The sequence below is a fragment of the Nocardioides sp. GY 10127 genome (assembly GCF_004919085.1).
GTDB lineage: Bacteria > Actinomycetota > Actinomycetes > Propionibacteriales > Nocardioidaceae > Nocardioides.
The window spans coordinates 341,110-364,990 of the sequence record NZ_STGL01000007.1 but is presented as its reverse complement, the minus strand read 5'-3'; the positions used below and the strand labels follow the sequence as shown (position 1 = coordinate 364,990).

Below are 23,881 nucleotides of genomic sequence, written 5' to 3'. Positions count from 1 at the left end.
GTCCAGCCAACCTTCCGGCCAACCGTCCAGCCGGCCCACGCGTCCGCGCCCGGCGCGCGTGCACGAGCCCGACACACGCGGGCACTACGATGACGCCTCCGTGAGCCCGCGCGCAGCCGCGCGAGCGCGCCCGCGCAGAGCAGCCCAGGAGGTCGAGGTGACGGACGAGGTCCAGCCCTCCGGGCCGACCCCGCCGCGAGGCCCCTCCGACCCGCTGCTGGGCCGCGTCCTCGACGGCCGGTACCGGATCGACGCGCCGCTGGCCCGGGGCGGCATGGCCACCGTCTACGAGGCCCTGGACCTGCGCCTGGAGCGCACCGTGGCCGTCAAGGTCATGCGCGTCGGCCTGGGCGACGACGAGGCGTTCGCCGCCCGCTTCGTGCGCGAGGCGCGGGCGGCCGCCCGGCTCTCCCACCCGCACGTCGTGGCGGTCCACGACCAGGGGGACGACGACGGCGTGCTGTTCCTGGCCATGGAGCTCGTCCGCGGGCCGACCCTGCGCGAGGTGATCCGGCAGGAGGCGCCGATGTCGCCGACGCGGGCGCTGGCGCTCCTCGAGCCGGTGGTCTCGGCCCTCGCCGCCGCCCACCGCGCCGGCGTGGTGCACCGCGACGTCAAGCCGGAGAACGTGCTGATCTCCTCGACCGACGCGCAGGTCAAGGTCGCCGACTTCGGCCTGGCCAAGGCGGTGGGCACCGACACCCAGCACACCGCCACGGGCGGCGTGCTCATCGGCACCGTCTCCTACCTGGCCCCGGAGCTGGTCTCCGAGGGCCGCAGCGACGCGCGGGTGGACGTCTACGCGGTCGGCGTCGTGCTCTACGAGCTGCTCACCGGGCGCAAGCCGCACGAGGGCGACTCCCCGATCCAGGTGGCCTACCAGCACGTCCACACCGACGTGCCCGCCCCGTCCGTGCTGGTCCCCGGCCTGCCCGACTACGTCGACGCGCTCGTGGCCCGGGCCACCGCCCGGGACCGCTCGCAGCGCCCCGCGGACGCGGGCGTGCTGCTGCACCACCTGCACCGGGTCGCCCAGGCGCTGGGCGAGGGCGTGGGCAGCGACGAGGAGCTGACCCGCGACCTCACCCCCGTCGTCGCCGGCACCGTGCCGCTGGCCTTCGGCGGCCACGTCCCGGACCCCGCCGAGCACCGGCTCGACGACTCCTCCCCGCAGCTGCTGGAGCCCGAGGAGCTCACGCAGGTCGCGGCGCTCTCCCCCGCGGCCGTCGGCGCGGCCGGGGCACCCCTCGTCCTGGCCCCCGAGCCGCTCGACACCCGGGTCCCTGAGCCCTTCCGGGCGCAGCCGGCCGAGCCACGGCGCGCCCACCGCTCGCGGCCCCGACGCCGCCGTCGCGGGCTCGTCCTGCTGGTGCTGGCCCTGCTGCTCGCCGTCGGCGTGGCCTCGGGTGCCTGGTGGTTCGGGTGGGCGAGGTACGCCTCGGTCCCCGCCGTCCTCGGCCAGCCCCGGGCCGACGCCGTGGCCACGCTGGAGGACGCCGGCTTCGAGGTGCAACTCGGTGACGCCGTCTACAGCGACACCGTCGACAAGGGCCACGTCGTCTCCGAGGACCCGGGCGCCGGGGCCCGCCGGCTGCCCGGCTCCACCGTCGAGATCGTCGTCTCCCTCGGCGTCGAGGAGTACCCGACCCCCGACGTCACGGGCAGGACGCTCGCCCGGGCCCGCGCGGCCCTCGAGGCGACCGGCCTCGAGGTCGGCGACGTCACCCGCCGCTGGTCCGAGACGGTCGCCAAGGGCGCCGTCGTGTCCACCGACCCCGACGCCGGCACGGTGCTGCGGGCCGGGGCCCGGGTGGACCTCGTGGTCAGCCGCGGCCGCCGGCCGATCGAGGTGGGCAGCTGGGTGGGCCGGGACGCCGACGTGGCGACGAGGCGCCTGGAGGCGCGCGGCCTGGAGGTGGACGCCTCGGCCTCGGTCTACGACGACACCGTGCCGGAGGGCGACGTCGTGTCCCAGTCGCCCGAGGGCGGCACGCTGTTCCGCGGCGACACCGTCTCCCTCACCGTCTCGCTGGGCCCGGAGCTCGTCGAGGTGCCCAACGTCCGCGCCCAGGGCATCGACGCCGCCACGCAGACGCTCCAGGACGCCGGGTTCGTCGTCGAGGTCCACAAGGTCTCCGACTACCTCGGGCTCGGCTTCGTCTACCGCACCGACCCCTCCGGCGGCACGATGCTCGCCAAGGGCAGCACCGTCGTCGTCTTCGTCATCTAGAGGCCCGGCCGGGCGGGCGAGGCGACGCGAGCCAGGTGCCGCTGCGCCGCGTGCGCGGCCGGGTGGAGGACCAGGATCGCGACCAGGACGACGAGGGCGAGGACGCCCCACCCCCACGGGCCCTGCTCCATGGTCAGCCACGTGAAGACCGCCGGGGCCCAGACGTTGCCCATCGTGTAGCCGAGCTGCGCGACGCCCTGGTAGTCGCCGCGACGGTCCGGGTCGGACAGCTCGGCCTGGAGGCCCCACTGGCCGGCCGACTGCCACAGCTCCGAGCCCGTGATCGTGACGTGCCCGACCCACATGAGCACGATCGTCACCCAGCCCACGGTCGAGTGGGTCACGAGCAGCACGGCGAACGAGCCGAGCAGGCACGCGGCGCCCCACCGCTCCACGCGCAGCGAGCTGGCCACGTCCGCCACCCCGCGCGAGGCGGCCACCTGGAGCGCCACCGCCAGCACCGTGTTCGTGCCGAAGAGCCAGGCGAGCAGCTCGCGCGGGGCGTCGGTCTCCTGCACGAGCCACAGCGGCACCACCACGTTGAGGAGCACCTGGTGGCTGGCCAGGACGCCGTCGGCGACGCTGGCGACGAGGAAGGGGCGGTTGGCCAGCGCGCTGCGCGGGTCGCGCGGACGCCGCGACAGCCAGGCGCGCAGCGGACCCGCCTCGGGGGCGGCCGAGCGGGCCGCACGGGCGCGGTCCCGGCCCGGCTCGTCGACGGAGGGCAGCCGGGCCACGAACACCGTGTTGAGCCCGAGCAGGAGCGCGGTGGCCAGCGGCAGGGCGTGGACGAGGGCCAGCGAGGGCCACGCCAGGGCGAGCCCGCCGGCCAGCGCGCCGAGGCTGTAGCCCACGTTGCGGGCGGCCCGCATGTAGGCCAGCGAGCGGACCCGCGCGTCGGGCGGGAAGACCGCGAAGCGGTAGGCGTTGCGACCGGAGCGCGCCCACGTCTCGGCCAGCTCGAGGGCGATGGTCACGACGAGGAAGGCGGCGAAGGAGCCGGCCAGCAGCCAGGCCGCGAACACGAGGGCCTGGAGCGCGCTGCCGACGATCCACGTGCGCCGGGTGCCCACGCGGTCCGCGGCGCGACCGAGGGGGACGGCCGCGAGGAACGTGACCACCCCGGCCACGGTGAGGCCGAGACCGACCTGGGCGGCGCTGAGCCCGACGATGCGGGTGAAGTACACGGCGGAGCCGGTGAGGAACGCGCCCTCCGCGAACGCGGAGAGCACCGACTGGTAGCTCATGGCACGGATGAGCGGGTCGTCCGAGAGCAGGCGGTCGCGCCACCGGCGCAGGTGTCCGGACGGCCCGGGCGGCGGGTCCTGCTGCTCGCTCATGCGACCTCCACGTCGTCCTGACATCAAGTATCTTGATGTCAAGATACTACTGAAGGACCTCCGGCCCGAATCCTCAGGTCCTCCGCCCGACTTCCGATCGGGATCTTCACGCAGCCTTCATGCAGGAGGCTCCTCGCCGCGCCGAGAGGAGAGGTGTCACCCCCACCACCTCACCGCCGAGGAGAACACATGGCCGCCTCGAACCTCGAAGGCCTCTACCAGGACCTCCAGTCCCAGTTCGCCGGACGCGAGCTCATGCTCAGCCCCGTCTGCACCCGCGTCCTGCTGCGCACCGGCGTCAACCTCAAGGCCATCCGCCCGGACCAGGCAGGCGACGCCGCCCTGCTGGGCAGCGTCCGCTCCGTCCTCTCCGAGATGGGCTACGCGGCCTGAGCCAGGCCCCCAGCCCTCCCGGCGCCGGCCCGTCCGGCCCGGCCCACCCGGCGCCCGCCCCCAAGTCGCGCCGTCCCACCCCCACACTCTTCGAGGAGCCCTCGTGACCCAGACCGTCCCCGCCACCAGCGAGTCCCGCACTCCCGGCGCCCCCTCCGCCTCCGCCCACGCCACCGGTGTGGCCGCTGACGCCACCGCCTCCGTCGTCGAGCAGCTCAAGGCCGGCCTCGGCGAGCGCGACGCCGCCGCCGTGTGGTTCTTCGCCTCCGCCGCCCACGCCGCCGCCGACGTCGCCGGCCCCCTCTCCGCCGCCTTCCCCGGCGCCCACGTCGCCGGCTGCTCGACCGCCGGCGAGTTCAGCCAGGTCTCCGGCAGCACCGGTGGCCTCTCCGCCTTCGCCCTGCCCGCCTCCAGCGCCCGTCGCACCGTCTCGGTGCTGATGGACCTCTCCGGCGGCGTCCGCGAGGGCGTCGAGGCCGGCGTGGCCTCCCTCGAGGCCGAGGTCGGCCCGCTGCGCGACCTGGACCCGCACCAGTGGGTCGGCGTCCTGCTCGTCGACGGCATGCACGGTGACGAGGAGGCCGTGAACGCGGCCCTCGGCAACGCCGCCCCGCTGCTCAACGTGGTCGGCGGCTCCGCCGGCGACGACCTCGCCTTCGCCGAGACCTGGGTCAGCGTCGGCGACGCCGTCTCCACCCACGGTGCCGCCCTGGTGCTCATCGACTCCGCCGTCCCGTTCAGCGTCGTGCGCACCTCGTCCTTCCGGACGTTCGACAAGACCGTCACGGTCACCAAGGCCGACCCGGCCACCCGCACCGTGTGGGAGCTGGACGGCCGCCCGGCCGTCGAGGCCTACGCCGAGGCCGTGGGCTGCCGGCCCGACGAGGTGGGCTCGGAGCAGTTCATGCGCCACCCGCTCGGCCTGATGATGGACGGCAAGCCGTTCGTCCGCAGCCCGCAGCAGGCCGTCGAGGGCGGCGGCATCAAGTTCTACTGCGAGATCCTCGAGGGCATGCAGGTCGAGGTCCTCGACTCCACCGACATCGTCGGGGAGACCCGCAACGCGGTGGAGGCCACCACCGCCGAGCTCGGCGGCGCCGTGTCCGGCGCCCTGCTGTTCAACTGCATCCTGCGCCGCCTGGACCTCGACGCCCAGAACGCGCACGGCGACTTCCGCGGCATCTTCGCGGGCGTCCCGGCCGCCGGTTTCCACACCTACGGGGAGACCTGGATGGGCCACATGAACCAGACCCTCACCGGACTCGTCTTCGGCTGATCGGTCTGACCCCTTCCGGCGCCGGGTCCCCGGGACGGTGCCCGGTCCGGAAGCACAACCGGCCCGGCCGCGTGGAGCAGCGCGGCCGGGCCGCTGCACGTCGCCGAGCAGGCGCTCAGCCGAGCGCCTGCTCGCGCAGCTTCTTCAGCAGCTCCAGGTCGCGGACGTCCTCCCGGCTCCCGGGGGTCTCGAGCACGAACGGCACCCCGTCCAGCGAGGGGTGGGCGAAGAGCTCCGCGAACGCGGCCTCGCCGATGAAGCCCTCGCCGATGCGCTGGTGCCGGTCCTTGAACGCACCCCGCACGTCCATCGAGTCGTTGGCGTGCACCAGCCGGAGCCGGCCAGGCCCGCCGATCTCCTCGATCCGCTCCACGGCCGCGGCGGCCCCGCCCGCCTCGTCCAGCGGCGCGCCCGCGGCGAAGACGTGGCAGGTGTCGAGGCAGACGCCGACCCGGGGGTGCAGGTCCAGCGCCCCCAGGTAGGGCTCCAGGTCGTCGACCCCGGCGCACAGCGAGCGTCCCTGGCCGGCGGTCGGCTCGAGCAGCAGCCACGGGGCCGGGCCGTCCGCGGTGTCCTCCAGCGCCTCCAGCACCGGCAGCAGCCCCTCGCGCACCTGGCGCATCGCCACCGCGAGCTTCTCGGCGCTGCCCTCCGGGTCGGCGTCCACGAACGAGCCGGTGTGCACGACCACGCCCTCGGCCCCGATCTCGGCCGCGCGGCGCAGGTTGTGCGCCACCACCGCGACTGACTTCTCGTAGGTCGCCGGGGTCGGCGAGCCCAGGTTGACCAGGTACGGGGTGTGGATGAACGTCCGCATGCCGGCGGCCGCGGTCCGCTCCCGGAAGGCCGCGTCCTCGGCCGGCTTGCCCTCCGACAGCGCCCAGCCGCGCGGGTTGCCGACGAACACCTGGATCGTCTCCGCCCCCAGGCGCTCGGCGTCCGCGAGGGCGCCGCTGGCCAGGCCCTTGCCCACGGTGACGTGGGTGCCGATCGGGTTGCGGCGGGACTGCTCGGCGCTGCTCAGGCTCATGCGCGCAGTCTCCCCCGTGGCCCGGGCCCGCCCGAAACCGCGGGCAGGCTCAGAGGGAGGCGAGGACGACGGCCGCCCGCTCGGCGTCCGAGCGACTGACGTCGAGGTGGGTGACCGCGCGGACCGTGCGCGGGCCGACCGCCGAGATCCGCACCCCGGCCTCGGCGGCGCGGGCGACGAAGGCGGGCGCGTCGGGGCGCTGCGCGACGACGATGTTGGTGGGGGCGTCCGCCGGGTCCACCCCGAGGGCCTCGGCCAGGAGCGCGGCGTGGGCGTGGTCGTCAGCGAGCCGGTCCACGTGGTGGTCGAGGGCGTGCAGGCCGGCCGCGGCGAGGATGCCGACCTGACGCATCCCGCCGCCCAGCCGCTTGCGACGCACCCGCGCCTGCGCGACGGCCTCGGCCGAGCCGACCATGAGCGAGCCGATGGGCGCGCCGAGGCCCTTGGAGAGGCAGACGGCGAGCACGTCGGCGACCGCGCCGTACTCCTCGAGCGGGGTCCCGGTGGCCACGTGGGCGTTCCAGAGCCGGGCGCCGTCCACGTGCACGGCCACCCCCGCGGCGTCCGCGAAGGAACGCAGGCGACGCAGGTCCTCGATCGGGCTCACGGTGCCGCCGGCGAAGTTGTGGGTGTTCTCCACGGAGACCGCGGCCGTGGTGACGAAGTACGGCCCCATGTCCGGGGCCAGCATCTCGGCGAGCGCCTCGTGGTCGACCCCGCCGGACGGGTGCCGCCAGGTGCGCATGGTGACGCCCGTGATCGCACCGTGGGCGCCGAGCTCGGCGCGCGCGATGTGCGCGCTCGCCTCGCACAGCACCTCGCGGCCGGGCTCCACCACGGAGGCCACGGCCAGGACATTGGCCATCGACCCGGTCGGGGTGAACACCGCGGCCTCGTGGCCGAACATCCCGGCCACCCGCTCCTCCAGGGCGGCGACCGTCGGGTCCTCCCCGTAGACGTCGTCCCCGACCTCGGCCGCGGCCATCGCGGACCGCATCGCGGCGGTGGGACGGGTGAGGGTGTCGGAGCGCAGGTCGATCACGCGTCCATCCTCACACCGGGGCCGCACGCGACGACGCCCCGCCCCCGCCCGCCGGTGGGCGGGAGGGACGGGGCGTCGCGTGCCGGGTGCGGCTCAGGCGGACTGGACCCGCAGCATCTCGGCGACCAGGTAGGCCAGCTCGAGCGACTGCACGCGGTTCAGGCGCGGGTCGACGACCGACTCGTAGCGGTGCGCGAGGCCCTGCTCGTCGAGCTCCTCGCCGCCGCCGATGCACTCGGTGACGTCGTCGCCGGTCATCTCGACCAGGATGCCGCCGGCCCAGGTGCCCAGCGCGCGGTGGACGTCGAAGAAGCCCTGCACCTCGTCGATGACGTCGTCGAAGCGACGGGTCTTGTATCCGGTGGAGGAGGTGAAGGTGTTGCCGTGCATCGGGTCGCAGACCCACGCCACCTGGACGCCCTCGGCGGTGACCTTCTCGACCAGCGACGGCAGGCCGTCGCGGACCTTGTCGGCGCCGAAGCGGGTGATGAAGGTGAGGCGGCCGGCCTCGTTCTGCGGGTTGAGCTTGGCGGCCAGCGCGAGCGCGTCGTCGGCCGTCGCCGTCGGGCCCAGCTTGCAGCCGATGGGGTTGCGCAGGTGGCGGAAGTACTCCACGTGCGCGCCGTCGAGGTCGCGGGTGCGCTCGCCGATCCACACGAAGTGGCCGGAGACGTTGTAGTTGCCCTGGGTGCGCGAGTCGACGCGGGTCATCGCGTGCTCGTACTCCATGAGGAGCGCCTCGTGGCTGGAGTAGAAGTCGACGCGGCGCAGCTCCTCGGGGTCGGCGCCGATGGCCGACATGAAGGCGAGGGCCTTGTCGATCTCGTGGGCCGTGGCCTCGTAGCGCTGCCCGGCGGGCGAGGACTTCACGAAGTCGGTGTTCCAGGTGTGCACCTGGCGCAGGTCCGCGTAGCCGCCGGTGACGAAGGCGCGGACGAGGTTGAGCGTGGCAGCCGAGGCGTTGTAGACGTCCAGGAGGCGCTGCGGGTCCGGGATGCGGGACTCGGGCGTGAAGTCGAAGCCGTTGACCGCGTCGCCGCGGTAGGCCGGGAGGGTCACGTCCCGACCGTCGACGGTGCGGGTCTCCATGTCGGAGGAGCGCGGCTTGGCGTACTGGCCGGCCAGGCGGCCCAGCTTCACCACGGGCACGGAGCCGGCGTAGGTGAGGACGACGGCCATCTGGAGCAGGGTGCGCAGCTTGTTGCGGACGTTGTCGGCGGTCACGCCGTCGAAGGTCTCGGCGCAGTCGCCACCCTGGAGCAGGAAGGCCTCGCCGCGGGTCACCGCGGCCATCTTGGCGGTGAGGTCGTCGCACTCACCGGCAAAGACGAGCGGCGGCATCGTGCGCAGGCGCGCGACGGCGCTGCTCAGCGCCTCCGCGTCCGGGTACGTGGGCTGCTGCTTGGCGCCCATGGCGTGCAGGGCGTCGAGGGTGGGGATCGTCACCCCGCAAGCGTACGCGGGAGGAGCGGACGCCCCGGCATCGCGACGGATCGCGGACGGGGCGCCAGTAGGGTCCGACCATGACCTTCTCGATCGTGGCCCGCTCCGCCGACGGCGAGTCCTGGGGCGTCGCCGTCGCCAGCAAGTTCCTCGCCGTGGGCAGCGCCGTGCCGGCGGCCGTGGCCGGGGTCGGCGCCATCGCGACGCAGGCCGCGGCGAACGTCGCCTACAAGGGCCTCGCCCTCTCCCACCTCGCCGAGGGGGCCACCGCCGAGGTCGCCCTCGCCACGCTGCTGGAGGAGGACGAGGGCCGCGAGGACCGCCAGGTCGGGCTCGTGGACGTCGACGGCGGCGCCGTCACGCACACCGGCTCGGCCTGCCTGGACTGGGCGGGCGGCACCACCGGCGAGGGCTACGCGATCCAGGGCAACGTCCTCACCGGGCCCGAGGTCGTCGCCGCGATGGAGGCCGCCTTCCTCGCCGACCCCGAGGCCCCCCTGGCCCGCCGGCTGCTCGCCGCGCTCACCGCCGGCGACGAGGCGGGCGGCGACCGCCGCGGCCGGCAGTCGGCCGCGCTCTTCGTGGTGCGCGAGGAGGCAGGCTACGGCGGGAACGACGACGTCGCGGTGGACCTGCGCGTCGACGACCACGCGACCCCCGTCCCCGAGCTCGCCCGCCTGCTCGACCTCAACGACCTCTACCTCACCGCGTCGGCGGAGGAGGAGAAGGTGGCGATGACCGCCGAGCTCGAGGCCGAGCTCCTGGCGCACGCCATCGCCGCCGGGCACCCCGACCTGGCCGCCTGGGTCGGCTGCGAGAACTTCGAGATGCGGGTCGCGGACGACTTCTCCTGGGTCGACCGCCGCGTGCTCGCGATCGTGCGCGGCGAGGACGCCTGAGCGCGGTGGTCCCCGCTCCTCGTCCTGCCTCCCCGGACCTCGACCCCAACCTCGACCCCAGCCTCGACCCGGGCCTCGATCCGGGCCTCGTGCTGGGACTCGACCTGGCGCGGGACGCGGTGACCGCGGTCCTGACGGCCGGTGGGAGCGCGGTGGCGCGCTGCACCCGGCCCCTGGCCGCACGGCAGGAGGACGGCGCCACGGTGCTGGGGCTCGACGTGCTCCTGCGCGAGACCGACGCCGTGCTGCGCGAGGTGCTGGCGTCGGGCGCGGCCACGGCTCCGGGGGTGCCGCCCCTCGCCGGCGGTGCTCTGGCCACCGGGATCGCCGTCGACGGGGACGTCCTCTGCGTGTGGGACGAGGAGACGCTCGGCGCCCCGCTGCCCGCGCTGCTGTCGGTCCCTGACGGCAGCCCCTGGACCGTCGGCGCCGCCTGGTGGGCGGCCCACGCCCCGCGCACCTGGTCCGAGGTCGACGGGGAGCGCTACGTGGTCGGTGACCCCGCCACCTGGCTCCTGGCCCGCGCCACCCGCGGCGTGGAGCACGTGACGGTGCCCGCGCTGCGCCGGGACCTGCCCGGCGCACCGGTCGAGGCCCTGCCGCTGCTCGACCAGCGGCCCCGGGTGCGCACCGACGCGAGCGCGCTCGCCGGGCACCCGCTGCTGGTGACGGCGCTCCTCCCCCGGGCCGGGCTCGCCGACCCCGCGCTGGACGCAGCGGCGGCCGCGCTCACCGCGCCGGGTGCCTGACGGGCCCCTGACGTGCGCCGCCCCGGAGAGGTGAGGGGGCGGGTTCAGCCCAGCTTCTCCAGCGCCGCCCGGGCGGCGTCCCGCTCCGCGGTGGCGTCCTGGAGCAGCACGGCCTGCTCGTCCCGCACGTCCTCGGCCTCCTCGAGGTCGGCGTCGACCTCGTCCGCCTCGGCCTCCAGCTCGGCCGCGCGGCGGCGCACCTCGTCGAGCTGCGCGGCCAGCTCCATCGCCCGGGCGTTGAGCCGGGCCACGTCCTCCTCGGCGCGGCCGTGCTCGGCCTCGACCGCCGCCAGGGCCTCCTCGGCCTCCTCCAGGGCGTCCTCGGCGGCCCGGCGGGCCTTCGCGTCCGCGTCGGGGTCCGGGACGACGTGGAGCACGGGCCGCTCCGGCACCGGCGGTGCCACCGGGGCGGCGCGGTGCCCGAGCGCCGCGGGCAGGGCCACCGCGGCGGCCGGGTCGACGTCGTCGAGCCCGGTGGTGGCCAGTGCCGCGACCAGCAGGCCGCTGCGCACGGCGTCCGCGCACCCGGCGTCCACCATGGCGGCGGTGAGGGTCGACTCGACCTGCACGGCCACCGCCTCGGTGACCCGCAGCCCCTCCTCCCGCGCGCGCCGGCGGGCGGTGGTGGTGACCGCCGCGACGAGCTGGCGGCGCTGCCGGGTGAGGTCGCGCAGGGCGTCGCCGGAGAAGGTCGCCTGCGCCTGCCGCAGCGCCTCGCCGAGACCCAGCACCTGCTCGACCTGCTCGGTCTCGCGGCGCACCAGCAGGTTGACGACCCACGCGGCGGTCGACGGCTTGCGCAGCGCCTTGAGGCCGGCCGCCAGGTCCGTGCCGCGGTGCTCGCGCACGAGCGCGTCCCGCGCCCCGGTGAAGTCCCCCAGCGGCAGCCCGTAGAGGCCCTCGGCGTGGACGAGCAGCGCCTGCTCGGGCCGGTCGGGCTCGTCGCTCACCGCGGGTCCGGCCAGCCGAGGTAGCGGCCACGCCGGTGCGCCAGCCCTGCGCTCTCGGGCCCGGCACCGTCCGGCCCCCCGGTCATCTCGGGGCCGGCGTCCTCCACCTCGGCGTGCTCGAGGAGGCAGGTGACCTCCAGGGACCAGCCCAGCTCGCGCGTCGACTCCAGCCGGAGCCCGGCCCAGCCGAGCGTGCGCAGCGGCCGCGGCCCCCAGGCGGTGTCGGTGAACTCGGCGGCCCGGAACGGACCGCCCGGCGAGGGCGCGAGGCCGGCGAAGACCTCCGCCAGCTGCCGGTGGCGCCAGGCCAGGAGGGACACGGCCGCGAGGCCGGCGTCCTGGAGCTCGAGGGTGAGGTCGGCGTCCGGGTCCAGGACGGCCACGACCCGGGGCGGCTCGCCGTTCGCGACGAGCAGCGAGGTGACGGTGAGCCCGGCGCGCGTCGCGCCGGTGCCCGCGCACCACAGCGTCACGCTCCCGCCGAGGCGGCCACGGAACCGCCGGACCGGGTCGGGCTCGGCGTCCGCGAAGGGGTGCGTGGAGTGGATCGTCACGAGGCTGGGCCAGGGGGCGTCACGGCAGGGCTCAGGAGGCCTTCCGCTGCTCGTGCGCGGCCTCGATCGCGGCCTCGGCCTCGGCCTTCTTGGCCTCCTCCTTGGCGCGGGTGGCGTACATGTCGACGTACTCCTGACCGGAGAGCCGCATGATCTCGTACATGATCTCGTCGGTCACCGAGCGGAGGATGTAGCGGTCGTTGGCGAGGCCCTCGTAGCGGCTGAAGTCGAGCGGCTCGCCGAACCGGACGACGGGGCGGGTGAACTCGCCGAATTTCTTGCCCGGGGGCGCCACGACGTCCGTGCCGACGACCGCGACGGGGACGACGGGGACGCCGGTCTCGAGCGCGAGCCGGGCGACGCCGGTCTTGCCCCGGTAGAGCCGGCCGTCGTGGCTGCGGGTCCCCTCCGGGTAGATGCCGAAGAGGCCGCCCTCGGCGAGCACGCGCTTGGCCGACAGCATCGCGCCGGCCGCGGCGTCGGCGCCCGAGCGGTCGATCGGCACCTGGCCCGAGCCGGAGAAGAACGTCTTCTGGAGCCAGCCCTTGATGCCCGTGCCGGTGAAGTACTCCGCCTTGGCCACGAACGTGACGCGGCGGGGCAGCGTGAGCGGCATGAACAGCCAGTCCGCGTAGGAGAGGTGGTTGCTCGCGAGGATCGCGGGGCCCTCGAGCGGCACGTGGTCCGCGCCCGAGACCTTGGGGCGGAAGACGACGCGCAGGAACGGCCCCAGGGCGATCCACTTGAGGAACCAGTAGAACATCCGCGCACCTCCGCCGAGCCGTGTCGAGGTGACGGGACCCGGGCTCCGGCCGCCACTGCGAGGCACCCTATTGCAGAACCGCCCGGGCGCCACAGCGCCCCTTGGTGCAGGTCGGGTGCAGGTCGGGTGCAGGTCGGGGGCAGGTGGGGGGCAGGTGGGGTGCAGGTGGACCCTCTTCACCGGTGCCGCCGGGTGCGCCAGGATGCGACCGTGAGCCACGACACGTCCGACCTGCCCGTGCCCGTCCACCCCCTGGCGAGCCCGCTGTCGGTGCCGCCCCGGCCCGCCGACGGCGCGCGCCGCGTCGGCGTCCTGCTCCAGCACGGCTTCACGGGCCAGCCCGCCTCGATGCGTCCCTGGGCCGACGCGCTGGCGGAGCGGGGCTGGGCCGTGGAGGTGCCGAGGCTGCCCGGCCACGGCACGACGTGGCAGGACTGCAACACCACGACGTGGGAGCAGTGGTACGCCACGGTCCTCGAGGCCCACGCGCGCCTCCGGGCGTCCTGCGACGTCGTCGTGGCCGCAGGGCTGTCCATGGGCGGCGCCCTGGTGCTGAGGCTGGCGGCCGACCGGCCGGAGGAGGTCGACGGGGTCGTGGTGGTGAACCCCGCGGTGGCGACCACCCGCAAGGACGTCCTCGCCCTGCCCGTCCTCAAGCACCTGGTCGGCTCGTTCCCCGGGATCGCCGACGACATCGCGAAGGAGGGCGTGACCGAGCACGGCTACACCCGCACGCCGCTGCGGGCGGCCCACTCGATGATGCGGGCGTGGGGACCGTTGCGGCGCGACCTCCCCCGGGTCACGGCGCCGCTGCTCTACCTGCGCTCCGACGTCGACCACGTCGTCGACGCCAGCAGCGAGGCCGTCATCACCGCGCGGGTGGGTGGGCCCGTCACCCGCGTCGCCCTGCCGGACAGCCTGCACGTGGCGACGCTGGACCACGACCTGCCGCTGATCGTCGACGAGACGATCCACTTCGTCGAGGCGCTGCCCGACAGGGCACCGGACCGCCTACGCTGACCCCGTGGGCGGCTGGAGCGAGGACGACGACAAGGCGTGGCGCCTCATCGTGGACAACTACGGTGAGCGGGCCGACCTGACCTCCGACGCCGACGCCGACACGGGTGCCGAGTCGGCCGCGCAGCCCCTCGAGGACAGGGCCGACGGCCGCGGCGAGGGCACGGGCACCGCGCAGGGCCTCGCCGGCGAGGACGTCACCGCCGACGACCTGCGACGGATCGAGCAGCGCCGCCAGGAGCGCGAGGCCCGCGAGGCCCGGGCGCGCCGCCCACCCATCTCGGACCCCGACGCGCACCTCTTCGACGAGCGTGAGCCCGAGCCGCCCGCCCCCGCGGCGGAGCCGCCCCGCGCGAGCACGCCGCTGCCCGAGATCTCCGACCCGGCAGCCCCGGTGGCGCCGGCTCCCCCGGCTGCCCCCACTTCCCCGGCCACGCCGCCGACCGCGTCCGCGCAGGAGCCCGCCGGGGACGGGCCGTACCCGCCGGTGGCCGGCCCCGGCGCCGAGGACCTGCCGTCCTCCGACGCCATGCCACTGGCCGAGGTGTCCTTCAGCGCCACCTCGCAGCAGCACGGGCCGGACTCGCTCGACCAGGGTGACCCTGACCCCGACCCCGACCCCGACCCCGACCCCGACCAGCCGGCGGAGCCGGCCGACGCGGCCGACGCCCGGGCGGCCACGGCCCCCGACTGGGCCGCCGCGCCTCCCCCGCCGCCCGTCCCGGGGCAGCCGGCCGACCAGGCCCAGGACCAGGGCCAGGGGCAGCCCGCCGAGCAGCCCTCGGTGGAGCCTGCGGCCGACGCCCGGACGGACCCCCTGACCGAGCCGCACCCCGAGCTCGCGGAGCTCGAGGCCGAGTGGGCCGCGATCGCCGCCGAGCAGCGGGAGCCCCGCCGGGGCCGCTGGGGTCGCGGCCGTCGCCGTCCCCACGCCGAGGACGCTCCCCCCGCCACGCCCGACGACGGGTGGGGCGACTGGGCCGAGGCCTCCCCCGCACCGCAGGACGACCCCGAGGACCGCTTCGTCCCGCCGTCCACGCCGCCCCTGCCGCGGCCCGAGCCCGACCGCGCGATCGCGTGGGTCGGCGTCATCGGGTCGCCGCTGGTGCTGCTGGCGGTGCTGCTGACCGGCTTCGGCCTGCCGAGCCTCGTCGGCTACCTGCTGGTCGGCTGGTTCGTCGGCGGGTTCATCTACCTCGTCGCGAGGATGCCCCGCGAGCCGCGCGACCCCTGGGACGACGGCTCGCGGCTGTAGCCCGGTTGGCCGCCGCCGCGCCGGCCAGCCGGCCGCCGAGGCGCGGCCGCGCCCCACGGCCCAGGCCCTCGCGGACCATGCTGGCCGCGCCGACCACCCCGGCCTCCGGGCCGAAGCTGGCGCGCAGGAGCGGCGGGACCACCCGGTCCTGGCCGCCGACGAGCGACTCCGCCAGTGCCCGCCGCGCGGGCTCGAGGAGCAGGTCCCCCGCCGCGGACACGCCACCGCCGATGACGACGACCTCGGGGTCGAACGCGGCGACGAGGTTCGCCGTGCCCACCCCGAGCCAGCGCCCGACCTCGGCGTAGGCGGCCAGGCACGCGGGATCGCCCAGCCGGGCGGCCTCGGTGATCATGGGGCCGGTGACGGCCTCCGGGTCGCCGCCGGCCAGGCCCAGGAGCGCCGCAGCGGCGAGGCCGGCCTCCAGCGAGGCGCGGACGTGGCGGCGCAGCGCGTTGCCGGAGCAGTACTGCTCCCAGCACCCCGAGCCGCCGCACTCGCAGCCCCGGCCGCCGGGCACGACCTGGGCGTGACCGAACTCGCCGGCCATGCCGTTGCGGCCGCGGTGCAGGACGCCGTCGAGCACGACCGCCCCGCCGATGCCGGTGCCCAGCGTGATGACCAGGGCGTCGTCGGCACCGACGGCGGCGCCGTAGTCGGTCTCGGCGCGGGCCGCGCAGTTGGCGTCGTTGTCGAGGAAGACCGGCACCTGCCACCGCTCGGCGAGCCGCGCCCGCACCTGGTGGCCGCGCCACGGCAGGTGGGGGGCGAACATGACCCGCTCCCCCGCGGAGTCGACGAAGCCGGCCGCGGCCAGGCCCACGCCGGCCACCCGGCGACCGGCGGCCACCTCGGTGACCGCGGCGGTGAGCGCCGCCTCGACCAGCTCGACCTCCACGCGACGTCCGGGCGTCGAGGCGTGGGCGACGGACACGACGCTCCCGTCGGGCGCCACCTCGGCCGCCATCACCTTCGTGCCACCGACGTCGACCCCGATGACGACGGGCCGCAGCCCGGCGCCCGGGCCGGTCAGGGGCACCGGGTCACCGCCGCGCGAGGTCCGCGGCGCCGATGAGGCCCGCGCGGTTGCCGAGCTCGGCCTTGCGGATGGTGAGCTCGGGCCGGTGGCCGCGGCCCGTGAGCTGGGCGTGGAAGCCGCGACGGATCGGGTCCAGCAGCAGCTCGCCGGCCTCGCTCACGCCGCCGCCGATGACGACGGCGCCGGGGTCCAGCACGGCCGTGAGCGAGGCGATGCCCTCGCCGAGCCAGCGGCCGAGGTCGGCCAGCTGCTCGATGGAGAAGGGGTCGCCCGCCTGGGCGGCCTGCGTGACGAGCGGACCGGTGATCCGATCCACCTCGCCGCCGGCCATGTCGAGCAGGGTGCGGGCCAGCAGGGAGCCGCCGCGAGCGGCGTCCCGGGCCTCGCGCACGAGCGCGGAGCCCGAGGCGTACTGCTCGAAGCAGCCGCGGTTGCCGCAGCCGCAGAGCACGCCGCCGGGCACCATGCGCATGTGGCCGATCTCGGCACCGACGCCGAAGGCGCCGCGGTAGAGCTCCCCGTCGAGGACGAGGCCACCGCCCACGCCCGTGCCGACGGTGACGAGCAGCAGGTCGTCGACGTCCTCGCCGGCGCCGAAGCGGAACTCGCCCCAGGCCGCCGCGTTGGCGTCGTTCTCGACGACGACGGGCAGACCCAGCTCGGCCTCGAGCTCGGCCCGCATCGGGACGTCGCGCCAGGCGATGTTGGGCGCGAACATGACGTTGGAGCGGGCCTTGTCCACGTAGCCGGCGGCGCCGACGCCGACGGCGGTGACCTCGTGCTGGGCGGCCAGCGCCTTGACGAGGCCGGCGATGGCGGCCTCGATGGCAGCGGGGTCGGACGCCGGGGAGTCCACCCGCAGCTCGGTGAGGATCGTGCCCTCGGGGTCGACGACGCCTCCGAGGATCTTGGTTCCTCCGACGTCGATGCCGCAGGTCAGGGTCACTGGTCCTCCTCGTGGGGAGCCCCGGGGGCGGGGCTGTGGGTGGTCTCGCGGTGCGGGCCCGGCGCGGAGCCCTCGGGACCATCTTCCACGCAAGGTTCCTCCGACGCCGCGTCGGTCCGGTCAGAGGACGGCGCAGGACCCGCCGGGGAGCCCGCCGGGGAGCCCGCTCGGGCGCCCGGGGCCGGGGCCGGCGGAGCGACGAAGGCGGCCGCCGCGGCGAGCAGCGACGAGGCGGCCTGCACCAGGTGCGCCCGTACCTCGGGGGTGACGTGCCGGACGAGGTCGGCGCCGCGACACACCGGGCACCACGCCACGCACTCGTGGGCACCGTGGGGCGCGCCACCACCGGCACCCCCACCGGCACCCCCGCCGGCCCCGGGACCGGGACCGCCCTGCGGGGCCCGGTGCTCCGCGGGCTGCGGGTCGTCGGCGGCTGGGCCGGGCCGGGAGGCACCCGGCCGGGAGAGGTCGCTGAGCACGGCGAAGAGCTTGACGGCCTCCTCGGCCAGGGTCCCGACCTCGTCGTCCGGCTCGGGTGCCGGACCCCCCTGGGCGGTGCTCACCGCGTCCTCCCCGTGCTTCTCGCTGTGCTTCTCGCTGTGCTTCCCGCTGTGCTTCTGGCCGTGTTCGTAGCTGTGCTCGCCGACCCGCTGGGGCGTTCCCGGGACGAGCGCTGCGGCTCGCTGCCGAGCCGCGCGCCCCGCGGCCTCAGGCGCCGGACTCGACGCGCTTCTTCAGACCCTTGAGCGCGGAGTCGATGAGGATCTTCTCGCCCTTGCGCTTGACCATGCCGATGAGCGGCAGCGAGACGTCGAGGGCGAGCCGGTAGGTCACCTCGGTGCCCGCGGCGACCTCGCGCAGCTCGTAGGCGCCGTCGAGGGCCTTGAGCATCCCGCCCTCCACGAGCGTCCAGCGGACCTCGCGGTCCCCGTCCCACGTGTAGTGGAGCGTGTACTCGTCCTTGATCGGGGAGACGTCGACCGCGAAGAAGACCTCGCTGGCGCGGCCGTCGGCCTGGGTGGAGCGGACCTCCACGCGGGTCATCCCCTTGGCCCAGCCGGGGTAGGACTCGAAGTCGGCGATGACGGCCATGACGTCGGCGGGCGGGGCCTCGACGACGATGGACGACGTGGTCTGCTCAGCCACCGGGTCTCCCTGCTCCCTCGGCCCGTCGGCGGGCCGTCACGAGGCGCCCTCCCCCGGGGCCGTCCCGGAGGGGCCGCAGGTCACGACCGACGGCGCGTCGGCAGCGTACTAGATCAGGGGTCCCCCGACGGGGGTGCCGACGGGGGCCCGCCGATCGCGGTAGCGTGCGCGACGTGCGCACCTTCGACGACGTCCCGGCCCTCGCCAGCTCCGAGGCACCCAGCCCGGAGGCGCGCCGTGCGTGAGTACCACCACCCGCTGACCCTCGCCCTCGGCTCCGACACCGACCTCACGCAGGCCGTCCTGCGCAACGCGCAGGAGGCGCCGCAGGCCGCGCTGTTCTCCCGGCGCGGCGCGGACCGGGCCTGGGAGGACGTCACCTCGACGCAGTTCCTCGAGGAGGTCCGGGCCGCCGCCCGCGGTCTCGTCGCCGCCGGTGTCCAGCCCGGCGACCGGGTCGCGATCATGTCGAAGACCCGCTTCGAGTGGACGCTGCTGGACTACGCGGCCTGGTTCGCGGGCGCGGTGACGGTGCCGGTCTACGAGACGTCCTCCGCCGAGCAGGTCACCTGGATCCTCAGCGACTCCGGGGCCCGGGCGGTGCTGGTGGAGACCCAGCAGCACGCCGCGCTCGTGGCCGGCATCCGCGAGGAGCTGCCGGCGCTCGACCACGTCTGGACGATCGAGTCCGGCGCGGTCGCGGAGCTCGAGCACCTCGGCCGCACCGTGGCCGACGAGTCGCTCGAGCGCCGCCGCGAGCAGCTCGGCCCCGACACCGTGGCCACCATCGTCTACACCTCGGGCACCACCGGCCGCCCCAAGGGCTGCGCCCTCACCCACGGCAACTTCCTCTACGAGCTGGGGGTCGCCACGGGCGAGCTGGAGGACCTCTTCTCCGAGGAGGACGCGGCCACGCTGCTCTTCCTCCCGCTGGCCCACGTCTTCGCCCGGATCATCCAGGTCGGCTGCGTGATGAGCCGGGCCCGGCTGGGCCACTCCCCCGACGTGAAGAACCTGATGGCCGACCTGGCGGAGTTCCGCCCGACGTTCATCCTGGCCGTGCCCCGCGTGTTCGAGAAGGTGTTCAACGGCGCCTCGCAGAAGGCGTACTCCGAGGGCCGCGGCGCCATCTTCGCGCGGGCCGCCGCGACCGCGATCGCCTACTCCGAGTCGCTGGACCACGGTGGCCCCGGCCTGCGGCTGCGGCTCACCCACGCCCTGTTCGACCGGCTGGTCTACACCAAGCTCCGCACCGCGCTCGGTGGCCGCTGCCGCTACGCGATCTCGGGCGGCGCCCCGCTGGGCGAGCGCCTCTCGCACTTCTTCCGCGGGCTCGGGCTCACCGTGCTCGAGGGCTACGGCCTCACCGAGACCACGGCCGCGCTCGCCGCCAACCTGCCCGGGGCGATCCGCATCGGCACGGTCGGCCGCCCCTTCCAGGGCACCAGCGTGAAGGTCGCGGACGACGGGGAGCTGCTGTGGCGCGGCGACCAGGTGTTCAGCGGCTACTGGCACAACGCCGAGGCGACCCGGGAGGTCCTGGACGCCGACGGCTGGTTCCGTTCCGGCGACATCGGCGAGATCGACGCCGAGGGCTTCGTGAGGATCACCGGCCGCAAGAAGGAGATCATCGTGACCGCCGGCGGCAAGAACGTCGCCCCGGCCGTGCTCGAGGACCGGCTGCGCCAGCACCCGCTGATCGACCAGTGCGTCGTCGTCGGCGACCAGAAGCCCTTCATCGCCGCGCTCATCACCCTCGACCGCGAGTCGCTGCCGCGCTGGGCCGCGGACCACGGCAAGCGCCCCGACCCGGACTCGCTCGTGGCGGACCCCGAGCTGCACGCCGAGCTCCAGGGAGCCGTGGACGAGGCCAACCTCGCCGTCTCCCACGCCGAGTCCATCCGCAAGTTCGCCGTCCTGGCCGACGAGTGGACCGAGGAGGGCGGGCAGCTCACGCCGAGCATGAAGCTCAAGCGCGCCGTCGTCATGCGCGAGGTGCACCGCGACGTGGAGGAGCTCTACCGCTGAGGCCTGCGGGTCCGGGGGTCCGGGCGGGGCGCACCGCCCGGACGGACTAGTCCCACCCGGCCCGGTGTGACCATGCCGGGGAGACGAGCGGTCACGGTTGGCCGGACGGGGCGACAAAGGGGTCCAGGGAGCCAGGACGCCGCCCTACGATGCCCGGGCGGGCACTTCTCAGGGTGGCCCGTCCCCCCACCCCCTCACCACGACCGGCTCGGCGGTCTGCGGAAAGGCTCCCCATGGCTCGACGTCGGCTGCTGCTCGCGGCCGCTGCGGTCCTCGCGGTCCTCGGCGCCCTGCTCGCCATGCTGTACGTCCGCGGCGCGGACCAGCGCGCGGACGCCAGGTACGACACCCGGCCCGTCCTCGTCGTCACCCAGACCATCCCGGCCGGCACCAGCCTCACCGCCGCGAGCGCCAGCCTCGCGGTGCAGGAGGTCCCCGCGGCCCAGGTGATCGCCGGCGCCCTCACGGACGTCTCCCAGGCCTCCGCCGACCAGGTGACGCTCACCGACCTCTACCCCGGCGAGCAGGTCGTCCCCCAGCGCCTGGGCACGACCGCCGACCTCTCGGCCACCAGCCTCCAGATCACCGACGACGGCGAGATGGCGATCTCGGTCAACCTCACCGACCCCGCACGGGTGGCGGGCTTCGTCGAGCCCGGCTCCGAGGTCGCGGTGCTCGTCACCGTGGCCGACGACGGCACCCGCGCCGCCTTCTCCCGCGTCCTCCTCCCCCGGGTCAGCGTCATCGCCGTCGGGTCGACCACCCCGACCACCACGACGACGACCACGACGAGCTCGGACGGCGGCCAGGAGGAGACCACCGAGGAGCTGCCGCGCACGCTCATCACGCTCTCGGTCGACCAGCGTCAGGCCCAGCGGGTGCTGCTGGCCCAGCAGCAGGGCGAGCTCGCCTTCGCGCTGCTGACCGACGACTCCAAGGTCGGCAACGGGTCGGCCGTCACGCCGGACAACCTCTTCGGCAAGGGCTGACCCGTCATGCCCCTCGTCGTCGACTCCGACACCGCCACCATCACCTCGCTGCTCGAGCAGCTGCCCGCCGGATCGCAGGCCGTGGACGTGCTGGAGCGGATGCACGCCTACCTCGCCGAGCACCCCGAGGAGTACCTCCTCGTGCTCGGGCCGCACCTCGACGTCGCCGCGTGCCTCGACGCCTGCAGCAGGCTCGCCACCTCCCGGCCGCTGCTCCACGTCGTCCTGGTGCGCCACGACCTCGACGCCCTGGTGCTGGGCCAGGCCATGAAGGCCGGCGCCCGGGACGTCGTGCCCGTGGCCGAGACCGGCAGCCTGCGGGCCTCCGCCGAGCGGGCCCGCCAGGTGTTCGCGGCGCTGCGCGGCGAGGGCGTGGCCCAGCAGGGACGCGTCGTCACGGTGTTCTCCCCCAAGGGCGGGGTCGGCAAGACCACGCTCGCCGTGAACCTGGCGATGGCGCTGGCCGAGGGCGGCCGCCGCAAGGTCTGCCTCGTCGACCTGGACCTCGCCTTCGGCGACGTGGCCATCACGATGCAGCTCTTCCCCACCCACTCCATCGAGCACGCCGTGGGCAGCGAGGCGAGCCTCGACCTGGCCCAGCTCGAGGGGCTGATGACCCGGCACCCCAGCAGCGTGCAGGTGCTGGCGGCACCCACCCACCCGGACGTGCGGGAGCGGGTCACGCCCGCGCTGGTGGCCAAGACCCTCGGCGTCCTGCGCACGGGCTTCGACGTCATCGTCGTCGACACCGCGCCGGCCTTCGACGAGCAGGTCCTCGCCGCCCTCGACGAGACCGACGAGTGCGTCGTCGTGGCCACTCTCGACGTCCCCACGCTGAAGAACGTCAAGGTCGCGCTCGAGACGATGGACATGCTCCGGATCGCGGAGGGGCACCGGCACCTGGTCCTCAACCGGGCGGACGACGCGGTGGGGCTCGGCCCCGAGAAGGTGGAGTCGATCCTGGGCATGCCCACCGCCGCCCGGCTGCCCAGCGCCGTGGAGGTCGCGGCCGCCACCAACAGCGGCACGCCGATCGTCCTCTCCGACCCGCGCCACGAGGTCTCGCGCACCGTGGTCAGCACCGCGGCCGTCGTGCTGGGCGAGCCGCTGGACCGGCCGCAGGGCCAGGCGCCGGGCGCGCGTCCCGACCGACCGGTCGAGGACTCCCCCTGGCCGCCCGAGGAACGCCCCCGCGGCCTCGGTCTCTTCCGGAGGCGTCGATGAGCAGCCTGTCCGACCGGTTGGCCGCCGCCAGGCGGGCGCAGGCCGAGGAGCCCGGCGAGCCCGGGACCGAGCCCGGGACCATGCCCGGGACCGTGCCGGACGCCGGGTCCCACGCGGCGCCGGACGCGACGATCGTCCAGGCACCACCGGCCGAGCGCACGACCCCGGCGCTGTCGGGCCTCGGCCCGCGGCCCGGCGAGTTCGCCGCCCAGGAGGTGGTCGGCGCGGTGACCGGCACCCCCCAGACCCGCTCGCTGGCCGACGTGCGCAGCCAGCGGCTCGGCGGCGAGCAGCGCGACCGGCTGGAGGACCTCAAGACCAGCGTCCACAGCGAGCTCCTGCGCCAGCTCGGCCCCCAGCTCTACGACTCCGACCTGGACTCCGACGAGCTGGACCAGCGGGTCCGCGACGTCCTCGCCGAGGTGCTCGCGCGCCAGGACCAGCCGCTCTCCTCGGCCGACCGGCGCCGCGTCACCCAGGAGATCACCGACGACATCCTCGGCCTGGGCCCCATCGAGCCGTTCCTGCGCGACCCCTCGGTCGCCGAGGTGATGGTCAACGGTGCCAGCGACATCTGGGTCGAGCGATCCGGCCGGCTGGAGCCGGTGCCGGCGCGGTTCGTCGACGAGGCCCACCTGCGTCGGGTCATCGACAAGATCGTCTCCCGTATCGGCCGCCGCGTGGACGAGGCCTCCCCCATGGTCGACGCGCGACTGCCCGACGGGAGCCGGGTCAACGCCGTCGTCCCGCCGCTCGCCGTGGACGGGTCGGCGCTCACGATCCGCAAGTTCTCCACCGACGCCCTGGAGGTGGCCGACCTGGTGGCCTCGGGCACGCTCTCGGCCGGTGCCGCGGACTTCCTGCGGGCCTGCGTGCGCGGCCGGCTCAACGTCATCGTCTCCGGCTCCACCGGCGCCGGGAAGACGACGACCCTCAACGTCCTCTCCTCCTTCATCCCCGACGACGAGCGGATCGTGACCATCGAGGACGCCGCCGAGCTCCAGCTCAAGCAGGCGCACGTCGTCCGGCTGGAGTCGCGGCCGGCCAACATCGAGGGCCGTGGCGAGGTGACCATCCGGGACCTGGTGCGCAACAGCCTGCGCATGCGCCCGGACCGGATCATCGTCGGCGAGGTCCGCGACGCCTCCGCCCTCGACATGCTGCAGGCGATGAACACCGGCCACGACGGCTCCATCTGCACGCTGCACTCGAACGGCCCGCGCGACACCCTCGCCCGGCTGGAGACGATGGTGCTGATGGCGGGCATGGACCTGCCGGTCCGCGCGATCCGGGAGCAGATGGCCTCGGCCGTGGACCTCGTCGTGCACCAGACCCGCTTCAAGGACGGGACGCGTCGCATCACCCACGTGACGGAGGTGGAGCGGATGGAGGGCGAGGTCGTCACCCTCCAGGACGTCTTCACCTGGGACTCCTCCGCCGGCTTCGACGCCGACGGACGCTCGCTCGGGTCGCTGCGGGCGACGGGGCTGCGCCCGAAGTTCCTCGACAAGCTCGCCGCCGCGAACGTGACGGTGGACCCGCTGACGTTCGTCCCTGGCCAGGGCTGA

Annotated in this window: 22 protein-coding genes; 11 read left to right on the top strand and 11 right to left on the bottom strand. The window is 75.3% G+C overall.

The window, feature by feature from the left end; translation table 11 throughout:
* Positions 1-157: 157 nt before the first annotated feature.
* Positions 158-2,230: a Stk1 family PASTA domain-containing Ser/Thr kinase gene (gene pknB / locus E8D37_RS14105; protein ID WP_240770437.1), complete on the top strand. Its 2,073-nt coding sequence runs from the start codon at positions 158-160 to the stop codon at positions 2,228-2,230.
* Here pknB and E8D37_RS14100 read toward each other — a convergent pair.
* Complete coding sequence (locus tag E8D37_RS14100; protein ID WP_240770436.1) at positions 2,227-3,570, bottom strand: MFS transporter; 1,344 nt, start codon at positions 3,568-3,570, stop codon at positions 2,227-2,229. The genes pknB and E8D37_RS14100 overlap by 4 nt on opposite strands.
* A gap of 189 nt (positions 3,571-3,759) precedes the next feature.
* Here E8D37_RS14100 and E8D37_RS19910 point away from each other — a divergent pair, with 189 nt between their 5' ends.
* Positions 3,760-3,963: a hypothetical protein gene (locus E8D37_RS19910; RefSeq protein ID WP_168929760.1), complete on the top strand. Its 204-nt coding sequence runs from the start codon at positions 3,760-3,762 to the stop codon at positions 3,961-3,963.
* A gap of 103 nt (positions 3,964-4,066) precedes the next feature.
* Entirely contained in the window at positions 4,067-5,239 is a 1,173-nt protein-coding gene (locus E8D37_RS14095) for an FIST N-terminal domain-containing protein (RefSeq protein ID WP_168929759.1), read from the top strand.
* Positions 5,240-5,354: 115 nt separating this feature from the next.
* Here the strand turns inward: E8D37_RS14095 and E8D37_RS14090 are convergent, their stop codons facing one another.
* The 3 genes from E8D37_RS14090 to E8D37_RS14080 form a co-directional block, all read right to left on the bottom strand.
* Positions 5,355-6,269 (bottom strand): deoxyribonuclease IV, encoded by a 915-nt coding sequence (locus E8D37_RS14090; RefSeq protein WP_136570387.1) that lies wholly within the window; start codon positions 6,267-6,269, stop codon positions 5,355-5,357.
* Positions 6,270-6,318: 49 nt separating this feature from the next.
* Positions 6,319-7,311: a GntG family PLP-dependent aldolase gene (locus E8D37_RS14085; RefSeq protein WP_136570386.1), complete on the bottom strand. Its 993-nt coding sequence runs from the start codon at positions 7,309-7,311 to the stop codon at positions 6,319-6,321.
* Positions 7,312-7,404: 93 nt separating this feature from the next.
* Positions 7,405-8,757: a 3-deoxy-7-phosphoheptulonate synthase class II gene (locus E8D37_RS14080; RefSeq protein ID WP_276606497.1), complete on the bottom strand. Its 1,353-nt coding sequence runs from the start codon at positions 8,755-8,757 to the stop codon at positions 7,405-7,407.
* Positions 8,758-8,834: 77 nt separating this feature from the next.
* On the opposite strand from E8D37_RS14080, the gene E8D37_RS14075 reads away from it, so the two are divergent.
* Together E8D37_RS14075 and E8D37_RS14070 are read left to right on the top strand one after the other, a co-directional pair.
* Positions 8,835-9,653 carry a DUF1028 domain-containing protein gene (locus E8D37_RS14075; RefSeq protein ID WP_136570385.1) on the top strand — a complete coding sequence of 273 codons (819 nt, stop codon included), beginning with the start codon at positions 8,835-8,837 and terminating at the stop codon, positions 9,651-9,653.
* Between the two features lie 5 nt (positions 9,654-9,658).
* The gene (locus tag E8D37_RS14070) at positions 9,659-10,402 is read left to right on the top strand and encodes a hypothetical protein (protein WP_136570384.1); all 744 of its coding nucleotides are present in this window, start codon (positions 9,659-9,661) and stop codon (positions 10,400-10,402) included.
* 44 nt (positions 10,403-10,446) lie between these two features.
* Here the strand turns inward: E8D37_RS14070 and E8D37_RS14065 are convergent, their stop codons facing one another.
* From E8D37_RS14065 to E8D37_RS14055, 3 genes are read right to left on the bottom strand one after another with little or no spacing between them, the layout of a single operon-like run.
* Complete coding sequence (locus E8D37_RS14065) at positions 10,447-11,352, bottom strand: hypothetical protein (RefSeq protein ID WP_240770435.1); 906 nt, start codon at positions 11,350-11,352, stop codon at positions 10,447-10,449.
* Positions 11,349-11,906 carry a flavin reductase gene (locus E8D37_RS14060; RefSeq protein WP_136570383.1) on the bottom strand — a complete coding sequence of 186 codons (558 nt, stop codon included), beginning with the start codon at positions 11,904-11,906 and terminating at the stop codon, positions 11,349-11,351. Before E8D37_RS14060 ends, E8D37_RS14065 begins: the two co-directional genes overlap by 4 nt.
* Positions 11,907-11,937: 31 nt before the next feature.
* On the bottom strand, positions 11,938-12,669 hold the full coding sequence (locus E8D37_RS14055; RefSeq protein ID WP_136570382.1) for a lysophospholipid acyltransferase family protein: 732 nt from the start codon (positions 12,667-12,669) through the stop codon (positions 11,938-11,940).
* A 210-nt stretch (positions 12,670-12,879) separates the two neighbouring features.
* Here E8D37_RS14055 and E8D37_RS14050 point away from each other — a divergent pair, with 210 nt between their 5' ends.
* Both E8D37_RS14050 and E8D37_RS14045 read left to right on the top strand, forming a co-directional pair.
* Entirely contained in the window at positions 12,880-13,689 is an 810-nt protein-coding gene (locus tag E8D37_RS14050) for an alpha/beta fold hydrolase (protein ID WP_240770434.1), read from the top strand.
* A 4-nt stretch (positions 13,690-13,693) separates the two neighbouring features.
* A complete protein-coding gene (locus E8D37_RS14045; RefSeq protein WP_136570381.1) occupies positions 13,694-14,941 on the top strand; it encodes a hypothetical protein in 1,248 nt (415 codons plus the stop codon).
* Here E8D37_RS14045 and E8D37_RS14040 read toward each other — a convergent pair.
* The 4 genes from E8D37_RS14040 to E8D37_RS14025 all read right to left on the bottom strand — a co-directional run bounded on the left by E8D37_RS14040 (position 14,874) and on the right by E8D37_RS14025 (position 18,072).
* Positions 14,874-15,980 (bottom strand): ROK family protein, encoded by a 1,107-nt coding sequence (locus tag E8D37_RS14040; RefSeq protein WP_240770433.1) that lies wholly within the window; start codon positions 15,978-15,980, stop codon positions 14,874-14,876. The two genes, E8D37_RS14045 and E8D37_RS14040, sit on opposite strands and share 68 nt — an antisense overlap.
* A 4-nt stretch (positions 15,981-15,984) precedes the next feature.
* The gene (locus E8D37_RS14035) at positions 15,985-16,926 is read right to left on the bottom strand and encodes an ROK family glucokinase (RefSeq protein WP_136570380.1); all 942 of its coding nucleotides are present in this window, start codon (positions 16,924-16,926) and stop codon (positions 15,985-15,987) included.
* Positions 16,923-17,489 (bottom strand): hypothetical protein, encoded by a 567-nt coding sequence (locus tag E8D37_RS14030; protein ID WP_136570379.1) that lies wholly within the window; start codon positions 17,487-17,489, stop codon positions 16,923-16,925. The genes E8D37_RS14035 and E8D37_RS14030 overlap by 4 nt, the downstream gene beginning before the upstream one ends.
* 145 nt (positions 17,490-17,634) lie before the next feature.
* The gene (locus E8D37_RS14025; protein ID WP_136570378.1) at positions 17,635-18,072 is read right to left on the bottom strand and encodes an SRPBCC family protein; all 438 of its coding nucleotides are present in this window, start codon (positions 18,070-18,072) and stop codon (positions 17,635-17,637) included.
* Between the two features lie 237 nt (positions 18,073-18,309).
* Between E8D37_RS14025 and E8D37_RS14020 the strand changes: the two genes are divergently transcribed.
* The 4 genes from E8D37_RS14020 to E8D37_RS14005 all read left to right on the top strand — a co-directional run bounded on the left by E8D37_RS14020 (position 18,310) and on the right by E8D37_RS14005 (position 23,881).
* The gene (locus E8D37_RS14020; protein WP_136570377.1) at positions 18,310-20,100 is read left to right on the top strand and encodes an AMP-dependent synthetase/ligase; all 1,791 of its coding nucleotides are present in this window, start codon (positions 18,310-18,312) and stop codon (positions 20,098-20,100) included.
* A gap of 233 nt (positions 20,101-20,333) precedes the next feature.
* Entirely contained in the window at positions 20,334-21,089 is a 756-nt protein-coding gene (cpaB, locus tag E8D37_RS14015; protein ID WP_168929758.1) for a Flp pilus assembly protein CpaB, read from the top strand.
* Between the two features lie 6 nt (positions 21,090-21,095).
* A complete protein-coding gene (locus E8D37_RS14010) occupies positions 21,096-22,313 on the top strand; it encodes an AAA family ATPase (protein WP_136570375.1) in 1,218 nt (405 codons plus the stop codon).
* Positions 22,310-23,881, top strand: coding sequence for a CpaF family protein (locus tag E8D37_RS14005; RefSeq protein WP_240770432.1), 1,572 nt, complete (start codon positions 22,310-22,312; stop codon positions 23,879-23,881). Before E8D37_RS14010 ends, E8D37_RS14005 begins: the two co-directional genes overlap by 4 nt.